Source organism: Janthinobacterium sp. GMG1 (assembly GCF_034427795.1).
Classification (GTDB): Bacteria; Pseudomonadota; Gammaproteobacteria; order Burkholderiales; family Burkholderiaceae_D; genus Janthinobacterium.
The window spans coordinates 98,267-112,887 of record NZ_JAXQNT010000017.1; the positions used below are offsets into that span (position 1 = coordinate 98,267).

The window sequence follows — 14,621 nt, forward strand, 5'->3', positions numbered from 1 at the left end:
CGTTTGTTCTCATTCGTCAAGCGGTTTGATTCAGGCATACGGAGAGAATAGGCACAAATCGGCACCGCTTCGGCAAGAATGCCGCTTGTTTGTCCTGGCTCACGCCGCTGCGGCGGTAAAATGCCGCTTTCAGTCAGGAGTCACCGTGAGCATCATGGACAATGCAGAACAGATGGAAGTACGTTTCGTCGATATCGAAATCAAGCTGGCGCAGCAGGAAGACCTGGTCGAGTCGCTGAACCAGATGGTGTACCAGCAGGGCAAGCGCATCGACCAGCTCGAAGCGATGCTGCACAAGCTGGGCGAACACGTACGCGACGGGGCGCAGCAGGCGAATGGCGGGCTGGTCAACGAACGTCCGCCGCATTATTGAATCGGCATCGTGACGCGGGGCGCATGAAAACCGTTCATTACTGGCTGGCGCGCTACCATCGGTAGTTGCTGGTGACGCAAGTGTGTCAGGCTGTTATTATTTCAGGCTGGCCCGCGACACAATCGCGGCTCTCTTGCGTTCCTTGAAAGTAGACATGACCCGTCCAACAATGCTCGTCATCGCCGCCAGCCTGATGCTGGCGCCAGCCGCCGCCGTTTTTGCCGCCACCGCGGCCGCAGCGCTGCCTGCTTCGAACCCGTTTGCGCAGGCCAGCAGCCTGCCCTTCCACTATCCGCCGTTCGACAAGGTGCAGGATGCAGACTATGCGCCCGCCTTTACGGCAGGCATGGCCGCCAACCTGGCGGAAATCAACGCGATTGCGAATAACAAGCAGCCAGCGACCTTCGACAATACCATCGTCGCCATGGAACGCTCGGGCCAGCTGCTGAGCCGCGTGCGCACCGTGTTTTCCGTGATGTCCGGCTCGAACACGAATGACACGATCCAGGGCCTGGAGCGCGAACTGGCGCCGAAGATGGCGGCCCACAGCGACGCGATCATGCTCAACGACAAACTCTTCAAGCGCATCGACACCCTGTACGCCAAGCGCGCCAAGCTGGGCCTCGATGCGGAATCGAAGCGTTTGCTCGAGCGTTACCACACGGACTTCGTGCGCGCCGGCGCCAAGCTGTCGGCGGCGGACAAGGAAAAGCTGCGCGCCTACAATGGCCAGCTGGCCGCCTTGTCGACCAAGTTTGCGCAGAATGTACTGAAGGAATTGAACGCTTCGGCCGTCGTTGTCGATACGCGCGAAGAACTCGACGGCCTGTCGTCGGCTGCCATCGAAGTGGCCGCCGGCCTGGCCAAGAAGCGCGGCCTCGATGGCAAATACGTGATCGCCCTCGTCAATACGACGGGCCAGGCACCGCTGTCGCTGCTGACCAACCGCGCCGTGCGCGAACGCATCATGGCCGCCTCGCAAGCGCGCGGCAGCCGTGGCGGCGAGTTCGACAATACCCAGGAAGTGCTGGAACTGGCGAAACTGCGCGCCGAACGTGCCGCGCTGATGGGCTACCCGAACTACGCGGCCTATTCGCTGGAAGACCAGACGGCGCACGACACGACCGCCGTGAACGCCCTGCTGGGCGAGCTGGCCAAGCCGGCCGTCGTCAATGCGCGCCGTGAAGCGAACGATATCCAGAAGGTCATCGATGCAGGCAAAGGCGGCTTCAAAGTGGGCGCTGCCGACTGGGCCTTCTATAGCGACAAGGTGCGCGCCGAACGCTACAACTTCGACGAGACTCAGTTGAAACCGTACTTTGAAATGAACAGCGTGCTGACCCGTGGCGTGTTCTTTGCTGCTGGCAAATTGTATGGCTTGACCTTCAAGCAGCGCACCGACTTGCCAGTCTACACGGCCGACATGCTGGTGTACGACGTTTTCAATGAAGACGGCACGCAACTGGCCATCTTTACGCTCGACCCTTACGCGCGCAGTAACAAGCGCGGCGGCGCCTGGGCGAATGCCTACGTGGGCCAGTCGAGTTTGCTGAACCGCAAGCCCGTCATCGCGAATAACCTGAACATTCCGAAGCCGGAAGCGGGCCAGCCGACCCTGATGACGTTTGACGAAGTCAACACCATGTTCCACGAATTCGGCCATGCGCTGCACGGCATGTTCTCGAACGTGAAATACCCGCGCTTTGCCGGCACCAGCGTGCCGCGCGACTTCGTCGAATACCCGTCGCAAGTCAATGAAATGTGGGCGCTGTGGCCGGAAGTGCTGCAAAACTACGCCAAGCACTACCAGACGGGCGCGGCCATTCCGGCCGAGTTGCTGGCGAAAGTGACGGCGGCCGACAATTTCAACCAGGGCTATAAAACCACGGAATACCTGGCATCGGCCCTGCTGGACCAGCGCTGGCACCAGCTGACCCCGGCGCAGATCCCGACCGACGTGCTGGCGTTTGAGAAAGCCGCCTTGACGGATGCGGGCGTCGATTTCGCGCCGGCGCCGCCGCGCTACCGCACCACGTATTTCTCGCACGCGTTCGCGGGCGGTTATTCGGCCGGCTACTACGCGTATCTGTGGTCGGAAAAGCTCGACGCAGACACGGTCGAGTGGTTCAAGGAAAACGGCGGCCTGACGCGCAAGAACGGCGACTGGTTCCGGACTAAACTGCTGTCGCGCGGTGGCAGCGCCGATGCGCTCGACATTTACCGCAACTTCCGTGGCCGCGATGCGAAGATCGAGCCGTTGCTGGAACGCCGTGGCTTGAACGGCAAGTAATTTCTTCCCAGCACTGGCCTCGCTGGTGCTGAACATCAATGGCCGCCCCGCAATGGGTGGCCATTTTTATTTGGCGATTCCGCTTGAAAACCGTGGTAAACCGCGCAGTTGGCGTCATGCACCACAGGATCGCCCATGTTGGATGACGCCTGTGTGACAGACTGCTATGATCTGCCACTGGCCCGCGACGCGATCGCGGTTCTTCCCGCGCTTCCTGAAAGATGTCATGATCCGTCCACAACTGCTCGTCATCGCCGCCAGCGTCATGCTGGCCCACGCCGCCCCATCCGCCATGGCTGCCGCCACTGCAAAATCCGCGCCTGCCGCTGCCGTCAGCGCCCAGAACCCCCTGCTCAAAGTGAGCCCGCTGCCATTCCAGATGCCGCAGTTCGGCCTGATCAAGGATGAACACTATGCGCCGGCGTTTGCCGAAGGCATGAAACGCCAGTTGGCCGAAGTCAACGCGATTGCCAGCAACCGCCAGGCGCCCACGTTTGAAAACACCATCGTGGCCCTCGAGCGCACGGGGCAGCTGCTGCACCGCGTGCAAAGCATCTTCAGCAACATGACGTCGACCAATACCAACGCCGTGCTGGAAGCGGTGGAAGTGGACGTGTCGCCGAAGCTGGCCGCGCATGCGGATGCGATCACCCTGAATCCGAAACTGTTTACCCGCATCGACACGCTGTACGCCAAGCGCGACAAGCTGGGCCTCGATGCCGAATCCCTGCGCTTGCTGGAACGCTACCACACGGATTTCGTGCGCGCCGGCGCCAAGCTGTCCGATGCGGACAAGGAAAAACTGAAAGCCTACAACGCCGAACAGGCGGGCCTGGAAACGGCCTTCGCGCAAAACGTGCTGAAGGAAACGAATGCCAAGAGCATCGTCGTCGACACGCGTGCTGAACTGGCCGGCATGACGGACAGTGATATCGATACGGCCGCCACGGCCGCCAAGGAACGGGGCTTGACGGGCAAGTTCGTCATTGCCCTGGTCAACACCAGCGGCCAGCCGCCACTGGCGGTATTGACGGATCGCAAGACGCGTCAGCGCCTGATGGATGCGTCGCTGAACCGGGGCAGCCAGGGCGGCGAGTTCGACAACCGCGCCATCGTGCTGAAGCTGGCCAAACTGCGCGCCGAACGGGCCACCCTGCTCGGTTACGCCAATTACGCCGCGTACTCGCTGGAAGACCAGACGGCCAAGACTACGACGGCCGTCAACACCCTGCTGTCGGAACTGGCGAAACCGGCCGTCGCCAACGCGCGCCGCGAAGCGGCCGACCTGCAGCAAGTGGTCGATGCCGAGAAGGGCGGTTTCCAGGTAGCGGCGGCCGACTGGGCCATCTACACGGACAAGCTGCGCAAGCAACGTTTCAATTTCGATGAAAACGAGCTGAAACCGTACCTGGAACTCAACAGCGTGCTGAACAATGGCGTTTTCTTTGCCGCCAATAAACTGTATGGCATCAGCTTCAAGCAACGTACTGATCTACCGGTGTACAACCCGGACGTGCGCGTGTATGACGTGCTCGATGCCAACGGCAAGCCGCTGGCCCTGTTCATCGCCGACTTCTATGCACGCGGCAACAAGCATGGCGGCGCGTGGATGAATGAATACGTGTCGCAGTCAATGCTGATGGGCACGCATCCGGTGGTGGCCAACCAATTGAACATTCCGAAGCCGTCCGCCGGCCAGCCGACCTTGCTGACGTTCGATGAAGTGACGACCATGTTCCACGAATTCGGCCATGCGCTGCACGGCATGTTTTCGAACGTGAAATATCCGCGTTTTGCCGGCACCAGCGTGCCGAGCGACTTCGTCGAGTATCCATCGCAAGTCAATGAAATGTGGGCCGTCTGGCCGGAAGTGCTGCAAAACTATGCCAAGCACTACCAGAGCGGCGCGGCCATGCCGCAGGAATTGCTCGACAAGGTCACGGCGGCGAAGAAATTCAACCAGGGTTTCATGACGACGGAATACCTGTCGGCGGCCTTGCTGGACCAGCGCTGGCACCAGCTGGCGCCGAGCCAGATCCCGACCGACGTGCTGGCCTTTGAAGCGGCATCGTTGAAAGACGCGGGCGTCGACTACGCGCCCGTGCCGCCACGCTACCGCACCAGTTACTTCTCGCACAGCTTCTCGGGCGGCTACTCGGCGGCGTATTACGCCTACCTGTGGTCGGAAAAGCTGGACGCGGAATCGGTCAACTGGTTCAAGGAAAACGGCGGCCTGACGCGCAAGAATGGCGACTGGTTCCGCAGCAAATTGCTGTCGCGCGGCGGCAGCGTCGATGCGCTGCAGCTGTTCCGCGACTTCCGCGGCCGCGATGCCACCGTGGAACCATTGCTGGAACGCCGCGGCTTGAACGCCAAGTAAGACGTCCTCAGCAGAAGCTTGCGTTGCGTTGACATGGCGCACGCAAGCTTTCTGTGCCGGCGGCGTAGAATTGAGTAAGATGTAAACAAGAAGGCAGTCGAAAGAGTATATGAGTCAGCAAGATTTGAATGGCATTACCCTGGAAGGTATCGTGACGCGCCTGCAGGCCCACTATGGTTGGGACGGCTTGGCCAAGCACATCGATATCAATTGCTTCATCAGCGATCCCAGCATCAAGTCGAGCCTGAAGTTTTTGCGCAAGACCCCGTGGGCCAGGAGCAAGGTGGAACAGCTGTACCTGGACACGCAATTTACTGACTGACAGGAAAAAACATGGATAGCAAACTCAAGGAATCGCTGCAACAACTGCAATCGACACTAGCAACCAGCGGCCCCGTCGATGAAGAACTGCATGGTTTGCTGCAAAAACTCGATGTCGACATCAAGTTGCTGATGGAAAAGCGCGCCGCGCAGGAACAGGAAGAAGAGTCGACCACCTATGGCCTGGCCGAGCGCAGCCAGGAATTGTCGGCCAAATTTGCTGTCAAGCATCCGAAACTGGAACCGGCGTTGCGTGAGCTCGGTGAGATTCTCGCCAACATGGGCATTTAAGCAAGGCTTGAAAAATGTCGGGCCCGTTCCTGCGGGGAAGGGCCTCATTTCCCCAAGTGATTGAAAAATAAACGTTTTTTGTACTGAAATCCAACAGTAAAAAGCAGGCCGTCAGGTTGGAAATGGCCAATTCCGGTACAATCCGTACCCTATGAGCTCCCCTACCAATTTATTTGCGACCGTTCCCAAGCGGTCTGCCCGCGCTGCCGTGGCGCCTTTCCTGCCGATGTCGCGTGCCGAGATGGACGCGCTGGGCTGGGACCAGTGCGACGTCATCCTCGTCACGGGTGACGCCTACATCGACCATCCGAGTTTCGGCATGGCCCTGGTTGGCCGCCTGCTCGAAGCGCAGGGTTACCGCGTCGGCATCATCAGCCAGCCGGACTGGCTGTCGGCCGAAGCGTTCCGCATTCTCGGCAAGCCGCGCCTGTACTACGGCATTACCGCCGGCAACATGGATTCCATGGTCAACCAGTACACGGCCGACCGCAAGATCCGCTCCGACGATGCCTACACGGCGAATGCGGAACCGAATAAACGCCCGGACCGCGCCGTCACCGTGTACGCGCAGCGCGCGCGCGAAGCGTATCCCGACGTGCCGGTGGTGATCGGCAGTATCGAAGCGTCCCTGCGCCGCATCGCCCATTACGATTACTGGTCGGACAAGGTCCGCCGTTCCGTCTTGCCCGATTCCAAGGCTGATTTGTTGATCTTCGGCAATGCCGAACGGGCGCTGGTCGACCTGACGCACCGTCTGGCTGCCGGCGAACACATCAAGGATATCCGCGACTTGCGCGGCACGGCCTTCATGGTGCCGGCCGGCTGGCTGCCAGGCGACGACTGGGGCGTGCACAATTCCACCCGCGTCGACGTGCCCGGCAAGGTCGACCCGCATTACAGCCCGTACGAGATGGTGCAGGAAGACAAGACCGCCTGCGCCACGGAAAATGCGTCGAAATCGGCCGAAGTCATCAAGCCGATCCGCATCATGAGCCGCGAAGAGCGCCTGGCCATGGCCAAGGAAAAGCACGACAAGACGGTCGTGCGCCTGCCTGCGTATGACGTCGTCAAGGATGACCCCGTCATGTATGCGCACGCGTCGCGCGTGTTCCACCTGGAATCGAATCCCGGCAATGCGCGCGCCATGGTGCAGGCGCACGGCGAACGCGACGTGTGGCTCAATCCGCCGCCGCTGCCGCTGGCCATGGACGAGATGGATGGCGTGTACGACATGAATTACGCGCGCGCGCCGCACCCGAGCTATGGCAAGGCGCACATCCCCGCCTGGGAAATGATCCGCTTCTCCGTCAACATCATGCGCGGCTGCTTCGGCGGCTGCACCTTCTGCTCGATCACGGAGCATGAAGGGCGCATCATCCAGAGCCGTTCGGAACCGTCGATCCTGCGCGAAATCGAGCATATCCGCGATAAAACCAAAGGCTTTACGGGCACCATTTCCGATATGGGCGGCCCGACGGCGAATATGTACCGCCTCGCCTGCAAGGAAAAAGAGATCGAAGTGTCGTGCCGCCGCCTGTCCTGCGTGTACCCGTCGATCTGCGTGAACCTGGGTACGGATCACAGCAAGCTCATCTCGTTGTACCGCAAGGCGCGCGCCATTCCCGGCATCAAGAAAGTGCTGATCAGCTCGGGCTTGCGCTACGACCTGGCCGTGCGTTCGCCCGAGTACGTCAAGGAACTGGTGACGCATCACGTCGGTGGTTTGCTGAAGATCGCTCCTGAGCACACGGAAGAGGGCACTTTGTCGAAGATGATGAAGCCCGGCATCGGCGCGTATGACGAGTTCAAGGAAATGTTCGACCGTTTCTCGCTGGAAGCAGGCAAGAAGCAGTATTTGATCCCCTACTTTATCGCCGCCCATCCGGGCACGACGGACGTGGACATGCTGAACCTGGCCCTGTGGTTGAAGAAAAACAATTTCAAATTGGACCAGGTGCAAACCTTCATGCCCACGCCGATGGCGATGGCGACGACCATGTATCACACGCGCAAGAATCCTTTGCGCAAGGTTACGGCAGACTCGGAAGTGGTGGAAACGGCCCGCAGCGGCAAGATCCGCCGCACCCATAAAGCGTTCCTGCGCTACCAGGACCCGGCCAACTGGCCGATCCTGCGCGAAGCGCTGGTCAACATGGGCCGTGGCGACTTGATCGGCAATGGCGACAAGCATTTGATTCCGGCCTGGACCTCGTCCGAGTCGGGCGGTCTGGCCGCAGGCGAACGCAGCCGCCAGACGCATGGCGCCGGCACGCCGGACAAGTTCAAGGTCACGCCGGGCAAGAACCGCATCGCCCTGGGCGGCACGGCCGCCGCGCCGAAGGCGACCGCCGTCGAATCGAAAGTGCGTCCATCGATCCTGTCGACCATCAAAACGAAGGCCAAGCCGGCCGCCGTGCCGATGGGCCGTGGCAGCAAGCCGCCAGCCAAGGGCGCTCATGCCGCACCGGCACGGGGCGGACGCAAGTAAGCCAGCGGCACTGTCCCCTGCATCGACTGAAAACCCGGCAACGCATACAGCGTTGCCGGGTTTTTTGCCATCTGCGCACCAGGATGGAGCGCAAAAAATGAGGGAACAGCAGGATTTTTACCAATATTTAAAAATTGAATAGAGCAAAAGGCAATTTTCCCTTGTGGCAACTTGGTGTTTGAAAATATACTCGTTGAATATTTAGCCGTACGGCAACAATGCTGCCATTCTGGCAAGCGCCAGCGTACGCGACTCCCAGCGTTTAGATGAAAAGAGATGCCAATTGAACTGCCTTTCCTGCCAGGCCGAGAATAAGCCGGGCGCAAAATTCTGCTCTTCCTGTGGCACCACGTTCGCCGCCGCCCCGCTGCCAGGCAAATCCTGTGGCCAGTGCGGCCATGATTGCAAGCCAGATGCCAAGTTCTGTCCCAAGTGCGCGTTCAGCTTTGCCGTGGCGCCCGTTGCCGCAGCGGTGCCGCCGCCGCTGCCAGAACCCATCATCGAGCCTGTGATTGAACCCGTCATTGAACCCGTCATTGAACCCCTGCCCGTGGCTGAGCCTATTGCGCCGCCGCCGCCCGTGCTGGAAAAGCGCCGTGCCGACCCAGTCCCTGCACCGGCGCCAGAACCTGCTGCCGTACCCGCCAGCGTGCCCGACACGCCGGCTGACAGCCAAACGGGTGGCAACCGCATGAAACTGATCGCCGCAGCCGTCGCGGTGGTCGTGGTCGTGGCTGCCGCAGGGGGATACTATTACCTGTCAGGCAAGCCTTCCGCGCCCGCGCCAGTCCCCGCACCGACGGTTGCTGCCGAGGACGCGACGGCTGCCGCCGAGCAGCCGCTGGCCATCGATGACGCTGCGCTCGATGGCGGCACGGCGGGCGACCTTGCCGCGACACCTGCTGCCGAGCCTGAGCCAGCAGTAGCTCCTGCTCCGGCACCCGAGCCGGCTCCAGCAGCGGCCCCAGCCCCTGTCGTGGAAAAACCGGCCAAGCCCGTCAAGGTGACCCCGCCACCGGCGCCTGTCAAACAGACGACCGGCCTGGAAAGCGTGATCACGGACAGCCTGTCGGAAGCGAGCCACTGCATGAGCCAGCGCAAATACGACTGTGCCATTGCCAACGCGAATGCCGTGTTGCGCATGGACACGGGCAACCGCCATGCGCAGGACATCAAGCGCAAGGCGAAAGAAGCGCAGGACAAGGCGCTGTCGCAGATCCAGATCGAGTAAGCGGCGCTGCTTGCCTTCCATTCATATTTCGACCCTCCTGGAGAATGACATGAAAAACTTGAAACAAATGGCCAAGCCCCTGGTGGCGATGCTGGTCGTATCCTCGATGCTGGCCGGCTGCGCCGCACCGGGCGGCCCTGGCGCTACCGGCACCCCCACCGCAGGCACGGAAGCGGCGAGCGGCGAATGCAATACGGCCATGCTGGCCGGCATCGGCGCCGTCGTGGGCGGCTTGCTGGGCGGTGGCAACAACACCGTGCGCGGCGCGGCCCTGGGCGCCAGCCTGGGCGCGCTCGCCTGCGTGGCCCTGAATTATCAAAGCCAGCAAGTCAAGACGGCGCAGCAGGTGCAGACCGACTACAAGGTGGCCAACAAGGGCAAGCTGCCCGAGCAGTCGACCCTGGTGAAATACGAAACGGGCTTCACGCCGTCCTCCGTGCGTCCGGGCCAGAAGGCACAGACCAATTCGTATATCGAAGTGGCGGCCGGCACGCGCGATCCGAACCCGCTGGTGGAAGAGGAATTGAGCCTGTACAAGCCAAACGGCGACTTGATCAAAACCGTGCGCAAGGTGGTCAGCAGCAATAACGGCAGCGGCGCCTACAAGGGCGGCTTCTCGATTCCCATGCCGGAAGGCGTACCGCAGGGCATTTACCCGGTGCGCACGGCCCTGTACCTGAATAGCAAGCGCGTCGGTGGCCAGGACGTCAAGCTGCAGATCGTCCAGCGCCAGGCGCCCGCGAGCGAGCTGCAACTGGCGCGTGCCTACTGACACTGATTGCCACGGGGCGGCCATGCCGGCCGTCCCGTTCCCCGATTTATCCCCATCCAGGCTAGACATGACCATTTCCACCGCAGCACCTCAACCTCTTCCGTTTTCCTCCGCCGTGGGCTCGCTGATCGAAGCGACCGATGCCATCAAGAACTTCCGCGCGATTGCCTTGCTGGCGCTGACCTTCATCAGCGCCGTGCTCGTCGGTGGCGTGCTGACGATGCTTGCCGGCGGCATGAGCAGTCCGCTGCTGGCCTTTTTCGGTGGCTTGATGGCCTTCCTTGTGATGTTTTACGGTTCCAACGCCGTGGGCATCATGCTGATGCGCGACGCGCAAGGCCAGCCTGGCATGAGCCTGGTTGATGCCGTGCTCGTTTCGCTGGTCACGAGCCACCGCCTGATCGCGGTCGTCTTCCTTGAATTCTTGATCGTGCTGGCGGCCATGATCGCCATCGCCATCATCTTGTTCGTCTGCAAGATCCCTGTGCTCGGCCCCGTGCTGTACACGCTCGTCTTCCCGCTGTCGGCCATCGTGCTGGGCGTGCTGGTGTTTGCGCTGTTCTACGTGATGCTGCCGCTGGCCGGCCCTGCCGCCTGGTCGGGCGCCACCGTGTTCCAGATCATTGCCCGCCTGAACCTGATCGTGCGCACCAAGCTGGTGTCCGTGATCCTGCTGGAAGTGCTGCTGTTCCTGATCACGACGTTTGTGGCGCTGCTGATCTTTGGCGTGGTCGGTACCGGCGTGTCGCTGACCAGCGGCATGTCCGCTGGCATCCTGGGCCTGGGCGGCCAGATGAACATGTATTCCCTGGCTTCGGGTCTGAGCGGCGGCTCCGGCTACATCATCGCAGCAGGCCTGGGCGGCGGCTTGCTGCTGGCGGCCGCGGCCGTCGTGCCTGGCCTGATCTTTACCAAGGGCGTGTGCATCATTTACCTGAACGCGACGCGCAATGTCGATTTCAGCGCCTCGGAAGCGAGCCTGAACGACGGCCTGGCCACGGTCAAGAAAAAAGCCGAGGAAGCGCGTGAGCGCGCGCGTGCCCTGGCCGAGCAGGCGACTGCCCCTGCCACGCCAGCCGCTGCCGCTGCGCCGGCTGACAGCCTGCAATGCCCGAGCTGCAAGGCGCCGGTCGCATCCGACGATGCGTTCTGCGGCGAATGCGCGCATAAACTCAAGTAAGGCACGCCATGGCTCACTTCTGCACCAAATGCGGCACCGCTTATGTTCCCGGCGCGCGCTTCTGCGATGAATGCGGCAAGGCCGTCAACCCTGCACCGGTGCCAGCGCCCTCTCCTGTACCGGCATCCGCACCAGCCGCGACGCCGGCGCTGTCCGGCGTGAAGCGGCGCCATGTGGTGATCGCCGGCGGCGTGCTGGCTGCAGTCATCGTGGCCGGTGGCGCGCTGGCGTGGCTGCTGGCGCCAGAGGCGGCCTCGGCCGGCAGTTTCAGCCGCGCCATCGATGCCCATCTGGCAGCAGACGAGGCGGCGCGCGACAAGTTGCTGTGCCTTACCAACTTGCCGTACCAGAAGGAAGAGATCCGCGTGGCGTCGTACGACAGTTCCACTCGGCAATGGTTGGATATCCTCGTGCGTAGCGGACTGTACAGCGCTCCCGTGGAGCAAAGCAGCGGTGGCTGGGTTGCGCAATCGCAATTTGTCTACGCGCTGGCCGCTCCGGGCAAGGCGGCCTTGCGCGGCGACAAGCTGTGCGTGGCCAAGGGCTTGAAAGTGGCCAAGGTCAGCGGCTACGACCAGGTGCGCGACCTGGGCGCACAGCACGTGGCGATGGCCAAGGCCACCCTGGCATTGACCGATGAGGCAGCGTGGTTCGCCAAGTCGGCGGACCGGGCGCTGATCCTGCAGCGCTTGCCGGATGGCGACATGGAAGTGCGGTTGCCTCTGGCGCTGGTCGACAAGCAATGGCAAGTCATCGACGAAGCGCAGATGAGCCAGGCGGCCATGACCGGTGTGATCGGCAAAGCGCCAGCCGGGCAGGGCGCGGGCATGCTGGACAAGCTGAAGAGCGCGTTCCGCTTTGGCGGCCACCCGGCGGTGGGGAAATGGCAGGCGGCGATGGGCAATGTCCTGGAATTTACAAGTGACAGCGTGATCAATAACGGGACGTCGACCAAGGCCACCTTCACCACCAAGGGCAATACCGTGACGATCGCGCCGGAAGGCGCGGGCGAAGCAGCCATGGACATTATCGTCAGCGACGATGGCAGCACGGCGCAGATCAGCATGGGCGGCATGCGGGTGACGACCCTGCGGCGCATGCGCGATTAAGCGACGATCCAGGCGGCGCAGCTTGCCGCCTGATCTGCTTCCCCGAGCCCGGCCATGCCGGGTTTTTTTACGTCCGCAGGCAGCGGTGTGCACGCCCATTTGTCTTGACATCAAGATAGTTTGCATCCACACTGGCTTTTTATCTTGATATCGAGATAGTTGCATGAGCTCTTCTTTTGCCCGCCCCGCCTGGGGCGATATTCTGCTCACGGCGCTGGCGCCCCTGATCTGGGGTTCCACGTATATCGTCACGTCCGAACTGCTGCCGCCGGACCGGCCCTTCACGGCGGCCCTGATCCGCGTGCTGCCGGCCGGCTTGCTGTTGCTGCTGGTCATGCGGCGCCTGCCCGTGCGGCGCGACTGGATTCGCGTGCTGATCCTGTCCGCGTTGAATATCGGCGTATTTCAGGCGCTGCTGTTCGTGGCCGCCTACCGCTTGCCGGGTGGCTTGGCGGCCGTGGTGGGCGCCATCCAGCCGCTGCTGGTGATGGGCCTGGCCTGGGGCGTGGAAGGGCGCCGTCCGGCCCGCCTGGCCTTGGGTGCCAGCGTGCTGGGCGTGGCCGGCATGGGCGTTTTATTGTTGTCGCCGCGCACGGTATGGGAACCGATCGGCATCGCTGCCGCGCTGGGCGGCACGGCCTGCATGGCGGCCGGCACCTACCTGACGCGGCGCTGGAAGCCAGACTTGCCCGTGCTGGCGCTGACAGGCTGGCAATTGTTGCTCGGCGGCCTGATGCTGGCGCCCGTCGCCTGGCTGGCCGATGCGCCCTTGCCGGCGCTGTCCCTGCCGCAAGTGCTGGCCTACGCCTACCTGTGCCTGGCCGGCGCCCTGCTGGCGTACGCCTTGTGGTTCCGCGGCATCGCCAGGCTGTCGCCCGTGGCCGTGTCTTCCCTGGGACTGCTCAGTCCCCTGATGGCCGTCGTGCTGGGCTGGGCCTTGCTGGGCCAGGCCATGACGGGCTGGTCAATGCTGGGCTTGCTGCTGGTACTGGCCAGCGTGCTGGCGGTGCAGTGGGCCAGCGCCCGTCCCGCAACAAACTCCTGAATCCACGTATTTCCCCTCGCCAGGCTGATCGCATCAGCCTGGATGTTTCCCTCTGGGCGCTCTCTTTTTGCTGCACCGCACATACAGTTTTGCTTGCACTGATATGGGGCATTGAGGCACTATTCGCTTCGCGCAAACGTTTGCGCGCAACGAATTTCCTAAAAAGCATGCAGTACACGTGCTTGACCAACAACTCTGGAGACGCCCATGACATCCCGTATTCGCCTGAAAATGATTGCCGCCGCTGTCCTCGTGTGTGCCTTGCCCGCCGTGCCGGCGATGGCGCAGACGCCAGCCAAACCAAAGGTGGCGCTGGTGATGAAGTCGCTCGCCAATGAATTTTTCCTGACCATGGAAAATGGCGCCAAGGCGCATCAGAAGGCCAATGCCGCCAAGTACGACCTGCTGTCGAACGGCATCAAGGATGAAACGGATACGTCGAGCCAGATCAAGCTGGTCGAGCAAATGATCGTCTCGCGCGTCAACGCGCTGGTGATCGCCCCGGCCGACTCGAAAGCGTTGGTGCCGGTGCTGAAGAAAGCCATCGACGCGGGCATCATCGTCGTCAATATCGACAACAAGCTCGACGAAGGCGCCCTGAAAGAGAAGGGCATCAGCGTACCGTTCGTTGGCCCGGACAACCGCAAGGGCGCCAAGGTGGTCGGCGACTACCTGGCCAAGCAGATCAAGAAGGGCGATCCGGTCGGCATCATCGAAGGCGTCTCCACCACCTACAACGCGCAGCAGCGCACCCTGGGTTTCCAGGACGCCATGAACGCGGCCGGTGCCAAGGTTGTCAGCGTGCAATCGGGCCAGTGGGAAATCGCCCCTGCCAACACGGTGGCGGCAGCCATGCTGAACGCCAACCCGAATATCAAGGCTTTGCTGTGCGGTAACGACAACATGGCCATCGGCGCCATTTCCGCCATCAAGGCGGCCGGCAAGACGGGCAAAGTGCTCGTCGTCGGCTACGACAACATCAACGCCATCAAGCCGATGCTGGCCGATGGCCGCGTGCTGGCTACCGCCGACCAGTTCGGTTCGCAGCAAGCCGTGTTCGGCATCGAGACCGTGCTGAAAGCCCTGGCGCAGAAGAAGAAACAGGCCGAGCTTGGTGGCGTCATCGAAACCAAGGTCGAAC

General features: G+C 62.0%; 12 protein-coding genes and 1 pseudogene. All 13 read left to right on the forward strand.

Going from position 1 to position 14,621, the window contains the following annotated elements; translation table 11 throughout:
- Positions 1-154 precede the first annotated feature (154 nt).
- The gene (locus SJI03_RS27945; protein WP_034753936.1) at positions 155-373 is read left to right on the forward strand and encodes a SlyX family protein; all 219 of its coding nucleotides are present in this window, start codon (positions 155-157) and stop codon (positions 371-373) included.
- 154 nt (positions 374-527) lie between these two features.
- The gene (locus tag SJI03_RS27950) at positions 528-2,663 is read left to right on the forward strand and encodes a M3 family metallopeptidase (RefSeq protein ID WP_322429346.1); all 2,136 of its coding nucleotides are present in this window, start codon (positions 528-530) and stop codon (positions 2,661-2,663) included.
- A gap of 226 nt (positions 2,664-2,889) precedes the next feature.
- Positions 2,890-5,043, forward strand: coding sequence for a M3 family metallopeptidase (locus SJI03_RS27955; RefSeq protein WP_322429347.1), 2,154 nt, complete (start codon positions 2,890-2,892; stop codon positions 5,041-5,043).
- A 109-nt stretch (positions 5,044-5,152) separates the two neighbouring features.
- Positions 5,153-5,365 (forward strand): VF530 family DNA-binding protein, encoded by a 213-nt coding sequence (locus tag SJI03_RS27960; RefSeq protein WP_034780902.1) that lies wholly within the window; start codon positions 5,153-5,155, stop codon positions 5,363-5,365.
- 11 nt (positions 5,366-5,376) lie between these two features.
- Positions 5,377-5,655 (forward strand): DUF4404 family protein, encoded by a 279-nt coding sequence (locus SJI03_RS27965; RefSeq protein ID WP_099379230.1) that lies wholly within the window; start codon positions 5,377-5,379, stop codon positions 5,653-5,655.
- A 226-nt stretch (positions 5,656-5,881) separates the two neighbouring features.
- Entirely contained in the window at positions 5,882-8,143 is a 2,262-nt protein-coding gene (locus tag SJI03_RS27970) for a YgiQ family radical SAM protein (protein WP_233516245.1), read from the forward strand.
- 283 nt (positions 8,144-8,426) lie between these two features.
- A pseudogene (locus SJI03_RS28965) lies at positions 8,427-8,519 on the forward strand (zinc-ribbon domain-containing protein); the annotation flags it as partial.
- A gap of 174 nt (positions 8,520-8,693) precedes the next feature.
- Positions 8,694-9,374, forward strand: a complete 681-nt coding sequence (locus SJI03_RS27980; RefSeq protein WP_322429349.1) for a hypothetical protein — start codon at positions 8,694-8,696, stop codon at positions 9,372-9,374.
- A 49-nt stretch (positions 9,375-9,423) separates the two neighbouring features.
- Positions 9,424-10,146, forward strand: a complete 723-nt coding sequence (locus tag SJI03_RS27985; RefSeq protein WP_099379232.1) for a hypothetical protein — start codon at positions 9,424-9,426, stop codon at positions 10,144-10,146.
- A 67-nt stretch (positions 10,147-10,213) separates the two neighbouring features.
- Entirely contained in the window at positions 10,214-11,326 is a 1,113-nt protein-coding gene (locus SJI03_RS27990) for a zinc ribbon domain-containing protein (protein ID WP_158301279.1), read from the forward strand.
- Between the two features lie 8 nt (positions 11,327-11,334).
- Positions 11,335-12,435 carry a zinc ribbon domain-containing protein gene (locus SJI03_RS27995; protein WP_322429350.1) on the forward strand — a complete coding sequence of 367 codons (1,101 nt, stop codon included), beginning with the start codon at positions 11,335-11,337 and terminating at the stop codon, positions 12,433-12,435.
- Positions 12,436-12,598: 163 nt separating this feature from the next.
- On the forward strand, positions 12,599-13,480 hold the full coding sequence (locus SJI03_RS28000) for an EamA family transporter (RefSeq protein ID WP_322429351.1): 882 nt from the start codon (positions 12,599-12,601) through the stop codon (positions 13,478-13,480).
- Between the two features lie 207 nt (positions 13,481-13,687).
- Positions 13,688-14,621: sugar ABC transporter substrate-binding protein (locus SJI03_RS28005; RefSeq protein WP_416208795.1), on the forward strand; the 934-nt coding region annotated here is incomplete at its 3' end.